Raw genomic sequence first — 14,916 nt, 5'->3', positions numbered from 1 at the left:
CAAGCCGCGGTACGCAGGGGGGCGGTGAACTGGCGGGAGGTCATGCGTTAGCCTCCATTCCGCCGTCGCAAGGCGTCTCTGGTGCAGGGTGGCGGTAGACCAGCTCACGCCCGTGCTTGGGGTTGTCGAATTCAGCTTCGAACACCGCGCCCAGCCGTTCGGCGAGCGCCACCGAGCGGATGTTGCCCGGGAAGATGTTGGAGCACAGCGCGGGCAGGCCCATCACATCATAAGCATGGGTGCGGGTGGCCAGGGCGGCCTCGGCCATGACGCCGCGGCCTTCGCCTGCCGGAAACGCGACCCAGCCCAGTTCCGGTTCCGGCCAGCCTTCGGGCTGCCAAATGCCGGTGATGCCAAGCGCCTCGCCGCTGTCCTTGCAGGTGATGGTCCAGAAACCGAAGCCCCGCATCGCCCAGTGGCCCACCGACATGGTGAACCAGCGCCAGGCCTCGTTGCGGTCGAGCGGCCCGCCGAACCCCCAGGAGCGTGCTTCGTCCGCGAAGAACGCTGCCACCGGCCCGAAATCCGCCGCCTCCGGTCCGCGCAGGACCAGGCGTTCGGTTTCAAGCTGAGGGATGGCGGGGAGCTGCATCAGGAAAATTCCCGCAGGTCATGCACGATCACAACATCACCGGGGCTTTCGCCCTTGGCATCCGGGTCAATCACCCCGCCCAGGCGCTGGCCCAGGGCGATGGAACGGGTGTTGCCGGGGTCAATGATATTGATCAGGCTATCCCATCCGAACGCGCGGCGGGCCCAGGCCATCACCGCGCGGGCTGCTTCGGCCGCATAACCTTTGCCTTCGGCTTCGGGGATCACAAACCAGCCCAGTTCGGGACCCGGGTAGCCATCGGGCTGATAGATGCCCACTTCGCCTGCGTATGCGCCGGTTTCGCGGACTTCCAGTCCGAAGGGGCCGTAACCGCGCAGGGTCCAAAGTGCGACATCCCCGGCCCAGACCTTCCACGCTTCGCCGCGCGGCAGGATCCCGCGTTCGTAGCGGGCGCGTTCTGACGCAAAGAAGCCGGCCCAATGCTCGAAATCCTCAAGCTTGGGGGCGCGCAGCGTCAGGCGCTCGGTTTGAAGGGTGGGGATGGAGGTCACGGGTCAGATCACTTCTTCTTGCCAAATCCGCTGAGGCCTGCGGGCAGGCCCATGCCTCCGCCGAGGCCCGGAAGGCCGCCGGGCAGGCCGCCTTTGCCGCCCATCGCCTTGGCTGCCGCTTCCAGTGCCTTGGGGTCCATCTGGCTGGGGTCCATGCCGCCCATGTCCGGCATGCCGCCCTTGCCGAACATGCCCTTCATGGCCTGTTTCAGCATCTTGCCTTTGCCCATCTTGCCCATCTTCTTCATCACGTCGGCCATCTGCCGGTGCATCTTCAGAAGCTTGTTGAGGTCAGACACTTCCATGCCGGAACCGGCCGCGATGCGTTTCTTGCGGCTGGCCTGCAGCAGGGCGGGGTTGGCGCGCTCTTTCTTGGTCATCGACTGGATCATGGCGATCTGGCGCTTCAGCACCTTGTCGTCCATGCCGGCATCCTGCACCTGCTTGGCCATTTTGCCCATGCCGGGCATCATCTGCATCATGCCCTCCATGCCGCCCATCTGCAGCATCTGTTCCAGCTGCATGCGCAGGTCGTTCATGTTGAACTGACCCTTCATCATGCGCTTCATCATCTTCTCGGCCTGTTCGGCCTCGATGGTTTCCTGGGCCTTCTCGACCAGCGCCACGATGTCGCCCATGCCGAGAATGCGGCCGGCGATCCGGTCCGCCTCGAAGGTCTCCAGCGCGTCCATCTTCTCGCCCAGGCCGACAAAGCGGATCGGCTTGCCGGTGACAGCGCGCATCGACAGGGCGGCGCCGCCACGGCCGTCGCCGTCCATCCGGGTGAGCACCACGCCGCTGATGCCGATCTTGGCGTCGAATTCCTCGGCCACCTCGACGGCGACCTGGCCGGTCAGGCCATCAACGACCAGCAGGGTCTCGCGCGGGGACACCACGTTGCGGACGTCCTCGACCTCCTGCATCAGAGTCTCGTCGATGTGCAGGCGGCCGGCGGTATCGAGCATGTAGACGTCATAGCCGCCCAGGGTCGCCTGCTGCTTGGCGCGCTTGGCGATGTCGACGGGTTTCTGGCCCGGCACGATGGGCAGGGTGTCGACGCCGATCTGGACACCGAGCACCGCCAGCTGGTCCATCGCCGCCGGGCGGTAGACGTCGAGAGAGGCCATCAGGACCTTCTTGCCCTCTTTCTCCTTCAGCCGTTTCGCCAGCTTGCCGGTGGTGGTGGTCTTACCGGAGCCCTGCAGACCGACCATCAGGACCGGGGCAGGCGGGTTGTCGACCTTGAGCTTGCCGGGGTCCTCGTCGCCGCGCAGCACGTCGACCAGCGCGTCGTGCACGATTTTCACCACCTGCTGGCCCGGGGTCACCGATTTGGTGACCGCCTGGCCGGTGGCCTGTTCCTGGACCCGCTTGACGAAATCGCGGGCAACCGGCAGCGAGACGTCGGCTTCCAGCAGCGCCACACGGACTTCGCGCAGGGCGGATTTGACGTCCTCTTCGCTGAGGGCGCCCTGTTTGGTCAGCCGGTCAAAGACGCCGGAAAGGCGTTCGGATAGATTTTCAAACATGCCTGCGGCCTCCTGATGCCGGTTTCAATGTGTGGCGCCCCCGTATGTAGGGGACAAGCGAACCATGCGCAAATGCCCCCACGGGCGTACAACGCTGGTGGGGGGCGATCCCTGGCACGGGCAGGGACCGGAAGACTCAGATCTCCCGGATGTTTGGGCGGGGCTTACGCGGATTGGGGGGCGGAGTCAACCTTTGGCCGGCTATCGGCTGGCAGCCACGCATTGACCGCATCAGCCAGCCGCTGGGCACCGCGGCCGCTGGTGTAGGCCTCGACCACCGGGTGGCGGCCGGCGCTCATGCCGCTGTCCAGCACCAGCACCGGGCGGTGGAGCGTGCGGGTGCGGCCCTCGCTGCGGCTGGTGGTGCTTTCCACCTCGGCGTGGGAGAGGTCGGCGAGGCGGTGCTCTACCCGGTTGTAGCCGAACACCGACTGGCGCCGGATCACGATGCTGCCGCCGGGCCTGTCGAGGATCACCTGCACCCGGCGCACGAACAGGCAGAAGGCGGCAAAGCCCATGCCGCCGCCCGCGAGGGCAAAGAAAAGGCCGAACCAGAGGTTCTCACCGCCGGTGCTGGCGGCCCCCAGGCCTGCGCCGACAAAAACGAGGATAAACAGGATGAGGGCGATGCCGATGAACCAGGGGTTGTCGGCCAGGATCAGCTGCTCAGGCGTGTTGCGGGTGATTTTCATAATTCAAGCTTACCCAAGGGAAAGGCGAGAGGGAGGGGAAATCGGCACCGGTTGCGTCAAAACCGTGCGCGGGGCGCCGCCGCTACGCCCTCTGCGCGCTTGACTCGGGGGCGGACGCTTGGCCAACATCGAAAACGGCCCCTTGCTGCCCACTCACCGGCACGGGGCGCTCAGAAGAGCACCGAGGCAGATCTTTGGCACAGGCAAGCTGCACGCCCTTGGCGGCTGCGGTCCTAGGCGGGCATTCGCATCAGCTAAGGGAGGATCTGAGAACATGCGCGTTTTCACTATTCTGGGACCGTCGCAGTCCGGCAAATCAACGCTGGCCACGGCGCTGGCCAATCTGGACAGTGCCGCTGGCAAAAGGCAGGAGGTTGCAGGCGTCACCGCTTTGCAGCCTTTTTCATTTATGGGGGAGGATTGGGCCGCGATCGACATCGCAGGCGGTGCCGACAATCTGGCGCAGGCGGGACCGGCGCTGGCTGCCAGCGATGCTGCCGTCCTCTGCGTTCCGGCTGACGCCGGCGCTGCGGTGCTGAGCGCGCCGTATCTGCGCAAGCTGGAGGAGGCGGGGGTTCCCGCCTTTATTTTTGTCAACCGTATGGACCAGGCAACGGACCGGGTAGCGGAGATCGTTGCCGCGCTTCAGGCCTATTGCAGCCACAACATCATCCTGCGGCAGGTGCCGATCCGCGAGGATGGGCAGGTTGTGGGTGCTGTGGATCTGATTTCCGAACGGGCCTGGCAGTATCAGGAGGGCAAGCCTTCGGCGCTGATCGAGCTGCCGGTGGCGATGTACGCACGCGAGCAGGAAGCCCGCACCGAACTGCTGGAGGCGCTGGCGGATTTTGACGACACGCTGCTGGAGGAGCTGATCGAGGATCAGCAGGTGATGGCGGAAGAGGCCTATGAGGTGGCCACGAAGGTGCTGCAGCACAATGACCTGATCCCGGCGCTGATGGGATCGGCGGAGCACAAGAACGGGATCCTGCGGCTGATGAAGTCGCTGCGCCATGAGGCGCCGGATGTGGGGGCGGCGCTGGAACGGTTGTCGCAGGACGGCAGCGTGCTGGCGGTCGGCTGCATGGCGGATCTGGTCAAGCATCTGGGCAAGACGGTGATGGTGCGGGCGCTGGACGGCAGCGTCGGCAATGGCGTGCCGGTTGGCGGTGCCGCGCTGGGATCGCTGACCGGCGTTGGATCGCAAGCGAACACCAGGCTGACACCGGGCGACATGGGGAAGGCGGTGAAATCCGACCATCTGAATCTGGGCTTTGCCTATGGGACGGATGGTGCATCGCCGCTGCCGGAGTGGGCGCAGCCGCGGCCCTCGACCTTCCGGCGGATCATCACCCCGGTGAATGAGCGCGACGATGCCCGCCTGTCCACCGCGCTGGAGCGGCTGGCGGAAATCGACCCGGCGCTGGTGCTGGACCAGGATGAGGCTAGCGGCCATGTGCTTTTGAACCTGCAGGGGCCGCTGCACATGCGCCGGATCAAGCAGGCGCTGAAGGACGAGTTTGGCGTCGAGGTGGAGGAGGGGCCGGTGCCGCCGGCCTTGCGCGAAACTATCAAGAAATCCGTGCAGGTGCATCACCGTCACCGCAAGCAGTCGGGCGGCGCCGGGCAGTTTGCGGATGTGGTGATCGAGGTGAAGCCCTTGCCGCGCGGCAGCGGGTTCGTGTTCGAGGAAACCGTGAAGGGCGGCGCGGTGCCCAAGAACTACATCCCCTCGGTCGAGGCGGGCGCGCGCGAGGCGCTGGCGCAGGGGCCGAACGGCCATCCGGTGGTGGATGTCTGCGTGACGCTGAAGGACGGCAAGCACCATTCGGTGGACAGTTCCGACTATGCCTTCCGGACCGCGGGCAAGAACGCGGTGAAGGAGGCGCTGGGCGAGGCCGGTCTGACCCTGCTGCAGCCGATCATGCGGGTGCATATCCATGTGCCGTCGGTCTTCACCGGCGGGCTGGTTCCGGTAGTGAGCGGCATGAAAGGGCAGATCCTGGGCTTTGAGGCAGAAGAGGGCGCCGCGGGCTGGGACGTGTTCGAGACGCTGCTGCCGATGTCGGCGCAGGATGAGCTGTGCAGCACCCTGGCCAGTGCCACCCGCGGCACCGGCTGGTTCAGCACCGATTTCGACCACTACGAGGAGGCGCGAAGGGCCGATTTCGCCGAGGCGTGATCTGGCCGGGCGGCGGGCGTTCGCGCCCGCCCTCCGCGGCGATGGCGCAAAACGGGGCGCAGGCGGCGGAACACCGCTTGCGTCCCGGCGCTGTTTTTTGCGATCTGCACGGCAAACCGGAACCGCTTGCGGAGTAAGATCATGGACGCCTCATCCACCTATCAGGACAGCCTGCCCATCTCCTCGGATGCGCTGCTGAAGCAGCTGGACGACTGGGGCATTGCCTATCAGCTGCATACCCATGTGCCGCTGCGCACGGTGGAGGACGCCAAGGGCGTCGAGGAGCAGTTCATGGTGCCGGGCGAAAACGCGCTGCGGCTGAAGAACCTGTTCCTGCGCGACAAGAAGAAGCGGAACTACCTGGTGACACTGCAGCAGGACCGGGAGATCGACCTGAAGGCGCTGGGCGCAGAGCTGGGGATCGGCAACCTGTCCTTTGGTTCCGCTGACCGGCTTCTGGAGAACCTGGGTATCCGCCCCGGCGCGGTCAGCCCGCTGGCGATGATCACCGGCGCGGAGAAGGGCGTCACCTTCTATATGGATGCGCAGGCGCAAGAGGCGGACGTGATCTATATGCACCCGCTGGTCAACGACCGCACGGTGGCGATGAAGCGCGATGATGTGATGGCGTTCTTTGAACGCATCGGCGTTGAGGTGCGCTGGGTCTAACCCGCCATTTCATCCGCCAGTGCCAGATCCAGCGCGGCGGCCACATGGGCGGCGGAGGGGTTCACAAACAGGAAGCCGCCGGCCTCGAAGCTGACGTCGTCGATGTGATCGGGGAAGGCAAGCGGCAGCTCGGTGCAGGCCAGCAGGATGGCGGTGCCGGGCTGGGCGTGTCTCGCGCAAAAGCGCAGCAGGCGGGCCTGTGCGGTGGCGGAAGCGCCGCCGTAGAAATCCTCGTCGATCATCATCTGCATCTCGGCGATCTCGTCCTGCGGCAGGGTCTCATTTGCTGTGACGCCCTGTGCGGCGAGCACGCTGGCATAGTTGCTGGCCTGCATGGTGACGGCGGTGCCCAGCACCAGCGCGCGGGCGGCGCCGGTTGCGGCGGTAGCTTCTGCGGTGGCGTCGAAGATGCTGAGGATTGGCATCACCACGCCCTCGCGGATCGCGTGCAGGCGGGCGTGCGGGGTGTTGGACGCGATAATGGCGAAGTCGCAGCCAGCGCGTTCCAGCGTCAGCATCGCCTCGCGGAAGACGGCATCAAAAGCGGTCCAGCTTGCTTCATCCCCCGGGCGGCCGCGCAACGCGCGGGTCTGGGCCTGAACCACGGATTCGATGGTGATCGGCGGCACCGGCAGCGGTGTGCCCGCGCCGCGCTCTGCAAAGAACCTTCCGGCTCCTTCGCAAATGGCGCGGTAGTAATCGAGGGTGGAGGCCCAGCCGACGCCGCCGAGAATGCCGATCTTCTTCATGGGAATGCCTGTTTTTGAAATACCGGTGCAGGCAGAGTGGCACAGGGCGAGCCGTGGTGCTAAACGCAAAAAGGCCGCCAGCCGGAGGGCTGGCGGCAGGAGCGCGCGGCGGTGCAGGGGGTCAGGCCGCCAGCGCTTCGATTTGGTTTTTCGCTTTGGCCAGCGCGCCCTCGGCGTCGATGGACATGGCGTCGGCGGCCACGATCTGGACATTGGTTATGCCGATGAAACCCAGCACATGGCGCAGGTAGGTGGTGGCAAAGTCGATGTCGGATCCGGCCTGGGTGCCGCCGGAGGCCACGGCAATAATGGCGCGCTTGCCCTCCAGCAGGCCGATGGGGCCGGTGTCCGTATAGCGGAAGGTGACGCCGACGCGGGCCACCAGGTCGATCCAGGCCTTCAGCGTGGAGGGCACCGAGAAGTTGTAGATCGGCGTGCCGATCACGATGGTGTCGGCCTGTTTCAGCTCCTCGACCAGCGCGTCGGAGAGGGCGAGCAGCTGTTTGTCTGCCTCGCTGCGCTGGTCGGCGGGGGTGAAGTTTGCCCCGATCCAGGCGCCGTCCAGCAGCGGTAGCGGTGCGGCGAGGTCGCGGCGGATCACAGTGTCCGCGTCCAGTCGGCTGACGATCTGTGCGGAGAGGCCCCGGGTCACCGAGCCTTCGGTGCGGGCGGAGGAGTCGAGGTGCATAACGGTGCGGGTCATGTCAAAGTTCCTGTGCTTGTTGCTGACAGAAATTTGGGTTATTGCATTTTCGAACGCAACGCCGCAAAAGTAACATCGAGTGTGCGCTTGTGCGCATGTCGCGCGGATCGGCAAGGAGGCAGCCATGGACAATTGGGATGAGGTGCGTACCGCCTATCAGGTCGCCCGGATGGGCACGGTCAGCGGTGCCGCCGAGGTGCTGGGGGTGCACCATGCCACGGTAATCCGACATATCGACGCTATCGAGGCGCGGCTGGGGGTGAAGCTGTTCCAGCGCCATGCCCGCGGCTACACGCCGACGGAGGCCGGGCAGGATCTGTTGCGGGTGGCGCAGGCGACCGATGATCAGTTCAGCCAGCTGGTCGGCCGGCTGAAGGGGCAGGGCGATGATGTCTCCGGCGAGCTGGTGGTGACGTCGCTTGCGTCTTTTGCGCCGATGCTGGTGCCGGCGCTGAAGGAGTTCCAGGACATGCACCCGGGACTGATCATCCGCTATCTGACCGGCGACCGGCTGTTCCGGCTGGAATACGGCGAGGCGCATGTGGCGGTGCGGGCCGGCAACGCCCCGGATCAGCCGGACAATGTGGTGCAGCCCTTCATCAAGCAGCAGGTCGGGCTTTATGCCTCCAAGGCCTATACCGAGAAATACGGCGTGCTGCAGGGGGTGGAGGACATGGCCAATCACCGCTTCATTGGCAATGACGATGAAAACAGCCGCGCTCCGTTTTCGCGCTGGCTGCGGGCTCATGCGCCGGCTGAGGCGATCTCGTTCCGGTGCTCCAACGGGTTCACCATGCAGAACGCGGTGCACAGCGGCGCGGGCATCGGATTCATGGCGGCCTGGGAGGCGCGGCAGAACCCGAACCTGGTGGAAATGATGGCGCCGCAGGAAGAATGGGAAGGCACGCTTTGGCTGGTGACCCATGTGGACCTGCACCGCACCACCAAGGTGCAGGCGTTTTTGAAGTTCCTCAAGGAACAGGCCAAGGAATGGCAGCTGTGAGCGAGGCGCTGCGCGGGCATCTGGCGATGCTTGCCTTTTCGGCACTGGTGGCTGGGTCGTTTTCGCTGGGCGTGATGGTTGCCAACGAAATCGCGCCGGCGGCGCTGAATGCGGCACGGTTCGCTATCGCTGCGGTGGTCATCGGCATCGCCGCCGCGGCCACATCCGGCATCAGGCGAACGCATTTCCAGGCCCCCTGGCGCTTTGCGGTGCTGGGCGGGCTGTTCGGCGGCTACTTCGTGCTGATGTTCTACGGGCTGCAGACCGCGGCGCCGGTCAGCGCGGCGGCGGTGTTCACGCTGGTGCCGGTGATGAGCGCGGGCTTTGGCTGGCTGCTGTTGCGGCAGGTGACCACCCGCTGGATGGCGCTGGCGCTGTCGATTGGCGCCGCCGGTGCGGTCTGGGTGATCGTGCGCGGCGACCTGGGCGCCTTGGCGGCGTTCCGGATCGGCCAGGGCGAAATCATCTATTTCTGGGGCTGCGTGCTGCACGCGATCTACACGCCGATGGTGCGCAAGCTGAACCGGGGCGAGCCTGCGGTGGTGTTCACCTTCGGGATGCTGCTGGCGGGCGGCGGGCTGCTGGCGGCGTTCGGCTGGCAGGACATTCTGGCGACTGGTTGGATGCAGCTGCCGGGCATCGTCTGGATCGGATTGTTCTATCTGGCGTTTTTTGCCAGTGCTGCCACCTTTGTGCTGCTGCAATACGCCACCCTGCGGCTGCCATCGGCCAAGGTGATGGCCTATACCTATCTGACCCCCAGCTGGGTGATCCTGTGGGAGATTGCGCTGGGCCGCGGTGCGCCGCCGGGCATGGTGCTGATCGGGGTGGTGATGTCGGTTGTTGCCCTGGCAATGCTGCTGGAGGGGGACGCCAAGCCGGTACGCGCCTGACCGCTGCGTGCCGGGCGTGCTTGCGGCAGGTCAACGCACGCCTCTTGTTTTCCTGTATGCTGGTCCTGAGGGACGCGTCAGGAAGAGGAGGGAAAGATGTTCAAGCATATCATGGTGCCCGTTGACCTGCACATGCCCGCTGGGGTCAAGAAAGCTCTGAACGTGGCCGCAGATTTTGCCGCCAACCATGGCTCACGCGTGACGCTGGTCCATGTGACGGGCGAGCAGATTGAAGGCGCACACACTTTGGGGCCGTCTGGCGATGAACTGGCTGCACTGGCCAGCAAGATGGCTGAAAGCAGCGGCGCAAGGGTTGAGGGGCTGCCGGTTCATTCGGTGGATGTCGGGTCAGAGATGGACTCCATCCTGGCCCGGACCGCCAAGGAGCTGGAAGTGGACCTGATCGTGATCGCCACCCATATGCCCGGTATTCTGGACTATGTGTTCTCGTCCCACGCCAGCCATCTGGTGCTGCATTCCGACATTTCGGTGTTTGTCGTCCGCTAGGGGCCAATACGCCTAATTGCCGGTCTGGCTGTCCTCTGACAGGTGCTCCGCCTCCAGGAAGCGTTCGAAGGCGTCCAGGTTCACCGGCTCGAACTGGCCAAAGCCCTGCATCCATACGCTTGCGGCCCGCATTGCGTCGGGCTGCAGCTTGCACCATTTGACCCGGCCGCGCTTTTCCTGCGCGATGAGACCTGCGCGGGTAAGGATGGTCAGGTGCTTGGAAATTGCTGCCAGCGACATCTCAAACGGCTCTGCCACGTCGGTTACGGCCATGTCGTCCTCCAGCAGCATGGTCAGGATCGCCCGGCGGGTCGGGTCGGCCAGGGCCGCAAAGACGGTGTCGAGGGTGTCGCTCATGCCTGATACTCCTAAAGGGCAAGAAGCGGGTCGACAATCCTGCAAAAACTGCGATGGATCGGTGCAAGGCATTTCGAGGGAGCAGTTGGCATGGCGTTGCGCTATTGGGCGGTGATTTTCATTCTGGGCATCGGCTGGGGCATGTCGTTCATGTTCAACGCCATTCTGCTACGCGAGTTGGGGCCGCTGTCGGTCTCCATGGGGCGGGTGGGCTTTGGCGCGCTGGGCTGCTGGATCTACGTGCTGGCGGCGCGGAAGAAAGTGCCGGCCGATGCGGGGCGCTGGCAGGCGCTGTTCGGGTTCGGCGTGCTGAGCTATGCGGGGCCTTTTGCCTTCTACGCGCTGGGCCAGCAGCATATCGCCAGCGGCGTGGCCGGGATTGTCAATGCCACCACCCCGGCGCTGGCGGTTGTCGTGTCTCATTTCTGGCCCGGAGGAGAGCGGGCCACGGTGCTGAAATCATTGGGGGTGATCTGCGGGTTCCTCGGGATCGTGCTGCTGTCGCTGCCAATTCTGGAGGGCGGCCAGTCCTCGGAAGCCTGGGCGGTGCTGATCACCCTCTGCGCGCCGCTGTGCTATGCGTTCTCCGTTAATATCGCGCGCAGCTTCCGGGATATGGAACCGGTGGTGCTGGTCGCCATTGCGCTCACCGGATCGACCGCCGCGATTGCGCCGCTGGCGTTGTGGAGCGAGGGGGTGCCGGTGATCACGCGTATGGAAACCTGGGCGTCACTGCTGGTGATCGGCTTTGTGCTGACCTCGGCGGCCTTCATCGCCTTTTACTGGGTGCTGCCCAAGGTGGGGCCGACCAACATCACCATGCCGACGCTGATCGCGCCGGTTTCGGCGCTGTTTCTGGGCACTTACATTCTGGGCGAGACGCTTCTGGCAGAGCACCTGTGGGGCATGGCAGCAATCCTCTTGGGGCTGTTGCTGATCGACGGGCGGATTGTGCGCTGGCGGCCGGCAAAACCGCCTGCCGGCTAAAATCAACCTTTTGGTTGAATATGGATTCCGCACCAGTTTGGCGCTAACGGCGGCTGCGGCAGAGCGGCGCGGCGTATGGGGGTTGGCAAAATATCGCGCATAAACAAGGAGATGAGCATATTTTGAATCTTCAATCCTTGTAATTGACTCCTAGGCCCCGTGGCCTTAGCACCCTCCATAGAAATTCGCGTGAGGATGGCGCCCGTGACCGATGACGACCAAAAGCAGCGCATGGCGCAGCTGGAGGAGAAATTGGCGGCGGCGCGTAAGGCCCAGGAGCCCAAGCCGCGCGCGGATGAGCATTATTCCCTGGCCAATCAGGCCTGGCGGATGGTGATCGAATTGGTGGCCGGTCTTGGGATCGGCTTTGGCATCGGATACGGGCTGGACCATCTGTTTGGAACCCTGCCCATCTTCATGGTGCTGTTTATTATGCTGGGCCTGGCCGCCGGGGTGAAGACGATGCTTCGCACCGCGCAAGAGATCCAGAAAGAGAAACTGGCCGAAGAGGCCGAAAAAAATGCGCAAGACCGGGATTGATCCGACGGGATCACACACCGGCGACAGGAGAAGCGGACCGATGGGCAAAATTTTCTTTTACGCAGCTCTGGCACTGGTCGTTGTGTCGGGTCTGATTTTCGCTCCGGCGGAAGCAAAGCTGGCGATCCACCCGATGGATCAGTTCCAGGTGAGCGCGCTGTTCGGCGATCACATCTCCTGGTACACTCCGACCAATGTGACCCTGTGGATGGCGCTGGCTGTTGCCGCCGTGTTCGCCCTGCTGGTTCTGGGTTCCTCGCGCCGCGCCATCGTGCCGGGCCGCGCCCAGTCGGTTGCGGAACTGGCCTATGGCTTCATCTACAAGATGGTTGAGGACGTGGCCGGCAAGGACGGCGTCAAGTTCTTCCCCTACATCATGACCCTGTTCATGTTTATCGTGATGGCCAACTTCCTGGGCCTGATCCCCGGTTCCTTCACCACAACCTCGCACATCGCGGTCACCGCGGTTCTGGCGGCGCTGGTGTTTGTGACCGTGACCGTGGTCGGCTTCGTCAAGAACGGTGTTGGCTTCCTGGGCCTGTTCTGGGTGTCGAGCGCGCCGCTGGCGCTCCGCCCGATCCTGGCCATCATCGAACTGATTTCCTACTTCGTGCGCCCCGTCAGCCACTCCATCCGTCTTGCCGGTAACGTGATGGCGGGCCACGCGGTTCTGAAAGTGTTCGCAGGCTTTGCCGCAGCACTGGGCATGTTCAGCTTCCTGCCGATCTTTGCCATCACCGCAGTTTACGCACTCGAAGTTCTGGTGGCCTTCATTCAGGCCTACGTCTTCACCATCCTGACCTGCGTGTACCTGAAGGATGCACTGCACCCGAGCCACTAAGGCCAGGATCTGAAAGCTTACCGGGCGGCGCCCTGAGCGGCCCCGCCCACCCTAGAAATCACCACATTCCATCGTAAGGAGAGAAATCATGGAAGGCGATATCGCACAACTCGGTCAGTTCGTCGGCGCAGGCCTGGCAGCAATCGGTTCCGGCGCAGCCGCAATCGGTGTGGGCCACGTGGCTGGCAACTTCCTGGCAGGCGCTCTGCGTAACCCGTCGGCAGCAGCCGGCCAGACCGCAACCCTGTTCATCGGCATCGCGTTTGCAGAAGCACTGGGCATCTTCTCGTTCCTGGTCGCTCTGCTGCTGATGTTCGCCGTCTAAGACCTTAGGAACCTATTTCCTTACGGCCGGGCAGTGCAGATCCTGCGCTGCCCGGTGTAACGGCAAGTTCCTGGGAGGACGACATGGCATCAAATACGCAAGAGGCAGCACACGGCGGCGGTTCCGCAATGCCGCAGCTGGACTTCTCGACCTTCGGGAACCAGATCTTCTGGCTCGTGGTCGCCCTGGTCGTGATTTACCTCATTCTGTCGCGCGTCGCGCTGCCCCGCATTGCTGCGGTGCTGGCCGAGCGTCAGGGGACCATCACCAACGACCTCGCCGCGGCTGAAGACCTGAAAGCCAAGGCTGTCGAGGCCGAAAACGCATATAACAAAGCTCTGGCGGATGCCCGTGCCGAGGCTCAGCGCATCGCTGCCGAGACCCGCGCCGAGATCCAGGCCGGGCTGGACGAGGCCATCGCCAAAGCAGACGAGCAGATCGCTGCCAAGGCCGCCGAGTCCGAAAAGGCTATCGCCGAAATCAAGGCCGGCGCGCTGGAAAGCGTGAAGGCCGTGGCCACAGATACCGCAGAGGCGCTGGTCGCTGCTCTGGGCGGTTCGGCAGACAAAGACGCAGTTGCCGCGGCAGTTGCCGAGCGGACGAAAGGATAAGGACATGCGCAATATTCTCGCTCTTGCCCTGACCCTTGGCGCGGCTTCCCCGGCTTTCGCTGCAGGTGGCGGCATGGACCTGTCCAACACCAACCTGGTTGTTGCGCTGGCGTTCATCTTGTTCATCGGCATCCTGCTGTTTGCCAAGGTGCCGTCGCTGCTGGCTGGCCAGCTGGACAACCGCGCCGCAGGCATCCAGAAGGAACTGGACGAAGCCCGCGCCCTGCGGGAAGAAGCCCAGACCATCCTGGCGTCTTATGAGCGCAAGCAGCAGGAAGTTCAGGCCCAGGCCGATCAGATCGTGGCTGCCGCCCGTGACGAAGCTGCCCGTGCAGCGGAGCAGGCAAAAGCTGATCTGCAAACCTCCATCGCCCGCCGTCTGGCGGCCGCTGAGGATCAGATTGCCTCGGCAGAAGCTTCGGCTGTGAAGGAAGTGCGCGACCAGGCGATCTCCATCGCTGTTGCCGCTGCGGATCAGGTGATCTCCAAGCAGATGACCGCTGCCGAGGCCAACAAGCTGATCGACGCCGCCATCGCGGATGTGGACGCCAAGCTGCACTAAGCTTTGGCTGATCCTGACAAGCTAAAAGAACCCGGCCCGAGCGGCCGGGTTTTTTTCTTTTGGGAAGGGGTGTTTTGAGCCCAAGGCGGTCGCCAAGGATGGCTATAGGTTAGGGCCTCAGTCTTTTCAGGCCAATATCGCCCCAATCCTCTTCGCCAAAAACGTCCGCCGACTTACCTGAGGCCAACCCACCAAAGGAAGCCCAAACCTCCCTTAACCAACAGAAGGCTACTTGGACGATCACGTCGTTCACTTCAAAGTCTTGATTAAAAGGATCGAAACTTGGAACTCTTGTTCTAGGATCGCTGATGCCCGTGTTTGCAAACCCATCAAATAGCAAACGGTTTTCTGAAATAGCATTGTTCAAGGCATAGAGATTGGGTCCTTGTGCATGAACCCAGATACTGAAGGAGCCATCCGGCTCTTGTGCGGGGTGAATGCCAATATGCAGCCCTTGGGCCATTTCAGGCAATGCTTTTTCCACGCCCCTGAGCTTCGAAACTGCTTGTTCTGATTTTTGTCGAAGAATTTCAAGTAATTGCTCACGGTAGGTCTGTTCGTCCATATTGGCATCCATAGCATTCGTTTTGAAACATACAGCTTAAAGCTGATTTTCCGTCAAGATTCGCTGTGTCACGCTTGTCGGTCTAAAGCCCGCTTCT

Annotated in this window: 19 protein-coding genes; 11 read left to right on the top strand and 8 right to left on the bottom strand. The window is 63.7% G+C overall.

The features are described 5' to 3' along the window. Window positions 1-40: 40 nt before the first annotated feature. The 4 genes from K3725_RS16370 to K3725_RS16355 all read right to left on the bottom strand — a co-directional run bounded on the left by K3725_RS16370 (window position 41) and on the right by K3725_RS16355 (window position 3,325). The gene (locus K3725_RS16370) at window positions 41-592 is read right to left on the bottom strand and encodes a GNAT family N-acetyltransferase (protein WP_260016336.1); all 552 of its coding nucleotides are present in this window, start codon (window positions 590-592) and stop codon (window positions 41-43) included. Next, a complete protein-coding gene (locus K3725_RS16365; protein ID WP_260016335.1) occupies window positions 592-1,104 on the bottom strand; it encodes a GNAT family N-acetyltransferase in 513 nt (170 codons plus the stop codon). The genes K3725_RS16370 and K3725_RS16365 overlap by 1 nt, the downstream gene beginning before the upstream one ends. A gap of 8 nt (window positions 1,105-1,112) precedes the next feature. Continuing rightward, entirely contained in the window at window positions 1,113-2,633 is a 1,521-nt protein-coding gene (ffh, locus tag K3725_RS16360) for a signal recognition particle protein (RefSeq protein WP_260016334.1), read from the bottom strand. A 164-nt stretch (window positions 2,634-2,797) separates the two neighbouring features. Continuing rightward, complete coding sequence (locus K3725_RS16355; protein ID WP_260016333.1) at window positions 2,798-3,325, bottom strand: hypothetical protein; 528 nt, start codon at window positions 3,323-3,325, stop codon at window positions 2,798-2,800. Window positions 3,326-3,599: 274 nt separating this feature from the next. On the opposite strand from K3725_RS16355, the gene K3725_RS16350 reads away from it, so the two are divergent. Both K3725_RS16350 and K3725_RS16345 read left to right on the top strand, forming a co-directional pair. Further along, entirely contained in the window at window positions 3,600-5,507 is a 1,908-nt protein-coding gene (locus K3725_RS16350; protein ID WP_260016332.1) for an elongation factor G, read from the top strand. Window positions 5,508-5,648: 141 nt separating this feature from the next. Beyond that, entirely contained in the window at window positions 5,649-6,176 is a 528-nt protein-coding gene (locus K3725_RS16345; RefSeq protein ID WP_260016331.1) for a prolyl-tRNA synthetase associated domain-containing protein, read from the top strand. On the opposite strand, the gene K3725_RS16340 is transcribed toward K3725_RS16345, so the two are convergent. Both K3725_RS16340 and K3725_RS16335 read right to left on the bottom strand, forming a co-directional pair. Then, the gene (locus K3725_RS16340) at window positions 6,173-6,925 is read right to left on the bottom strand and encodes an aspartate/glutamate racemase family protein (protein ID WP_260016330.1); all 753 of its coding nucleotides are present in this window, start codon (window positions 6,923-6,925) and stop codon (window positions 6,173-6,175) included. The genes K3725_RS16345 and K3725_RS16340 overlap by 4 nt on opposite strands. A gap of 121 nt (window positions 6,926-7,046) precedes the next feature. Further along, window positions 7,047-7,628, bottom strand: coding sequence for an FMN-dependent NADH-azoreductase (locus tag K3725_RS16335; protein ID WP_260016329.1), 582 nt, complete (start codon window positions 7,626-7,628; stop codon window positions 7,047-7,049). 124 nt (window positions 7,629-7,752) lie between these two features. On the opposite strand from K3725_RS16335, the gene K3725_RS16330 reads away from it, so the two are divergent. The 3 genes from K3725_RS16330 to K3725_RS16320 all read left to right on the top strand — a co-directional run bounded on the left by K3725_RS16330 (window position 7,753) and on the right by K3725_RS16320 (window position 10,031). Beyond that, entirely contained in the window at window positions 7,753-8,631 is an 879-nt protein-coding gene (locus K3725_RS16330; RefSeq protein ID WP_260016328.1) for a LysR family transcriptional regulator, read from the top strand. Further along, entirely contained in the window at window positions 8,619-9,524 is a 906-nt protein-coding gene (locus K3725_RS16325; RefSeq protein ID WP_260016327.1) for a DMT family transporter, read from the top strand. The genes K3725_RS16330 and K3725_RS16325 overlap by 13 nt, the downstream gene beginning before the upstream one ends. Before the next feature lie 96 nt (window positions 9,525-9,620). Continuing rightward, window positions 9,621-10,031, top strand: coding sequence for a universal stress protein (locus K3725_RS16320; RefSeq protein WP_260016326.1), 411 nt, complete (start codon window positions 9,621-9,623; stop codon window positions 10,029-10,031). 12 nt (window positions 10,032-10,043) lie between these two features. Here the strand turns inward: K3725_RS16320 and K3725_RS16315 are convergent, their stop codons facing one another. Beyond that, a complete protein-coding gene (locus tag K3725_RS16315; RefSeq protein WP_260016325.1) occupies window positions 10,044-10,388 on the bottom strand; it encodes a helix-turn-helix transcriptional regulator in 345 nt (114 codons plus the stop codon). 90 nt (window positions 10,389-10,478) lie between these two features. Between K3725_RS16315 and K3725_RS16310 the strand changes: the two genes are divergently transcribed. From K3725_RS16310 to K3725_RS16285, 6 genes are all read left to right on the top strand, one after another. Beyond that, window positions 10,479-11,375: a DMT family transporter gene (locus K3725_RS16310; protein WP_260016324.1), complete on the top strand. Its 897-nt coding sequence runs from the start codon at window positions 10,479-10,481 to the stop codon at window positions 11,373-11,375. A 195-nt stretch (window positions 11,376-11,570) separates the two neighbouring features. After that, the gene (locus tag K3725_RS16305; RefSeq protein ID WP_409201577.1) at window positions 11,571-11,915 is read left to right on the top strand and encodes an AtpZ/AtpI family protein; all 345 of its coding nucleotides are present in this window, start codon (window positions 11,571-11,573) and stop codon (window positions 11,913-11,915) included. 40 nt (window positions 11,916-11,955) lie between these two features. After that, the gene (locus K3725_RS16300) at window positions 11,956-12,756 is read left to right on the top strand and encodes a F0F1 ATP synthase subunit A (protein WP_260016322.1); all 801 of its coding nucleotides are present in this window, start codon (window positions 11,956-11,958) and stop codon (window positions 12,754-12,756) included. An 88-nt stretch (window positions 12,757-12,844) separates the two neighbouring features. Then, complete coding sequence (locus K3725_RS16295; protein WP_008553903.1) at window positions 12,845-13,081, top strand: F0F1 ATP synthase subunit C; 237 nt, start codon at window positions 12,845-12,847, stop codon at window positions 13,079-13,081. A gap of 83 nt (window positions 13,082-13,164) precedes the next feature. After that, a complete protein-coding gene (locus tag K3725_RS16290; RefSeq protein ID WP_260016321.1) occupies window positions 13,165-13,692 on the top strand; it encodes a F0F1 ATP synthase subunit B' in 528 nt (175 codons plus the stop codon). Window positions 13,693-13,696: 4 nt separating this feature from the next. Continuing rightward, window positions 13,697-14,254 (top strand): F0F1 ATP synthase subunit B, encoded by a 558-nt coding sequence (locus tag K3725_RS16285; RefSeq protein ID WP_260016320.1) that lies wholly within the window; start codon window positions 13,697-13,699, stop codon window positions 14,252-14,254. 109 nt (window positions 14,255-14,363) lie between these two features. Here the strand turns inward: K3725_RS16285 and K3725_RS16280 are convergent, their stop codons facing one another. Continuing rightward, window positions 14,364-14,819, bottom strand: coding sequence for a DUF6389 family protein (locus tag K3725_RS16280; RefSeq protein WP_260016319.1), 456 nt, complete (start codon window positions 14,817-14,819; stop codon window positions 14,364-14,366). Window positions 14,820-14,916 lie beyond the last annotated feature (97 nt).

Origin of the sequence: Leisingera sp. S132 (assembly GCF_025144465.1) — a bacterium.
Taxonomy (GTDB): Bacteria; Pseudomonadota; Alphaproteobacteria; order Rhodobacterales; family Rhodobacteraceae; genus Leisingera.
The sequence above is the reverse complement of the archived record's forward strand: the minus strand, read 5'-3'. Positions and strand labels throughout refer to the sequence as shown.

Excerpts from the sequence above, each read along its gene's own strand:
- K3725_RS16370 (WP_260016336.1), bottom strand. The coding sequence starts at position 592 with ATGCAGCTCCCCGCCATCCCTCAGCTTGAAACCGAACGCCTGGTCCTG.
- ffh (WP_260016334.1), bottom strand. The coding sequence starts at position 2,633 with ATGTTTGAAAATCTATCCGAACGCCTTTCCGGCGTCTTTGACCGGCTG.
- K3725_RS16355 (WP_260016333.1), bottom strand. The coding sequence starts at position 3,325 with ATGAAAATCACCCGCAACACGCCTGAGCAGCTGATCCTGGCCGACAAC.
- K3725_RS16350 (WP_260016332.1), top strand. The coding sequence starts at position 3,600 with ATGCGCGTTTTCACTATTCTGGGACCGTCGCAGTCCGGCAAATCAACG.
- K3725_RS16345 (WP_260016331.1), top strand. The coding sequence starts at position 5,649 with ATGGACGCCTCATCCACCTATCAGGACAGCCTGCCCATCTCCTCGGAT.
- K3725_RS16340 (WP_260016330.1), bottom strand. The coding sequence starts at position 6,925 with ATGAAGAAGATCGGCATTCTCGGCGGCGTCGGCTGGGCCTCCACCCTC.
- K3725_RS16335 (WP_260016329.1), bottom strand. The coding sequence starts at position 7,628 with ATGACCCGCACCGTTATGCACCTCGACTCCTCCGCCCGCACCGAAGGC.
- K3725_RS16330 (WP_260016328.1), top strand. The coding sequence starts at position 7,753 with ATGGACAATTGGGATGAGGTGCGTACCGCCTATCAGGTCGCCCGGATG.
- K3725_RS16325 (WP_260016327.1), top strand. The coding sequence starts at position 8,619 with ATGGCAGCTGTGAGCGAGGCGCTGCGCGGGCATCTGGCGATGCTTGCC.
- K3725_RS16320 (WP_260016326.1), top strand. The coding sequence starts at position 9,621 with ATGTTCAAGCATATCATGGTGCCCGTTGACCTGCACATGCCCGCTGGG.
- K3725_RS16315 (WP_260016325.1), bottom strand. The coding sequence starts at position 10,388 with ATGAGCGACACCCTCGACACCGTCTTTGCGGCCCTGGCCGACCCGACC.
- K3725_RS16310 (WP_260016324.1), top strand. The coding sequence starts at position 10,479 with ATGGCGTTGCGCTATTGGGCGGTGATTTTCATTCTGGGCATCGGCTGG.
- K3725_RS16305 (WP_409201577.1), top strand. The coding sequence starts at position 11,571 with ATGGCGCCCGTGACCGATGACGACCAAAAGCAGCGCATGGCGCAGCTG.
- K3725_RS16300 (WP_260016322.1), top strand. The coding sequence starts at position 11,956 with ATGGGCAAAATTTTCTTTTACGCAGCTCTGGCACTGGTCGTTGTGTCG.
- K3725_RS16295 (WP_008553903.1), top strand. The coding sequence starts at position 12,845 with ATGGAAGGCGATATCGCACAACTCGGTCAGTTCGTCGGCGCAGGCCTG.
- K3725_RS16290 (WP_260016321.1), top strand. The coding sequence starts at position 13,165 with ATGGCATCAAATACGCAAGAGGCAGCACACGGCGGCGGTTCCGCAATG.
- K3725_RS16285 (WP_260016320.1), top strand. The coding sequence starts at position 13,697 with ATGCGCAATATTCTCGCTCTTGCCCTGACCCTTGGCGCGGCTTCCCCG.
- K3725_RS16280 (WP_260016319.1), bottom strand. The coding sequence starts at position 14,819 with ATGGACGAACAGACCTACCGTGAGCAATTACTTGAAATTCTTCGACAA.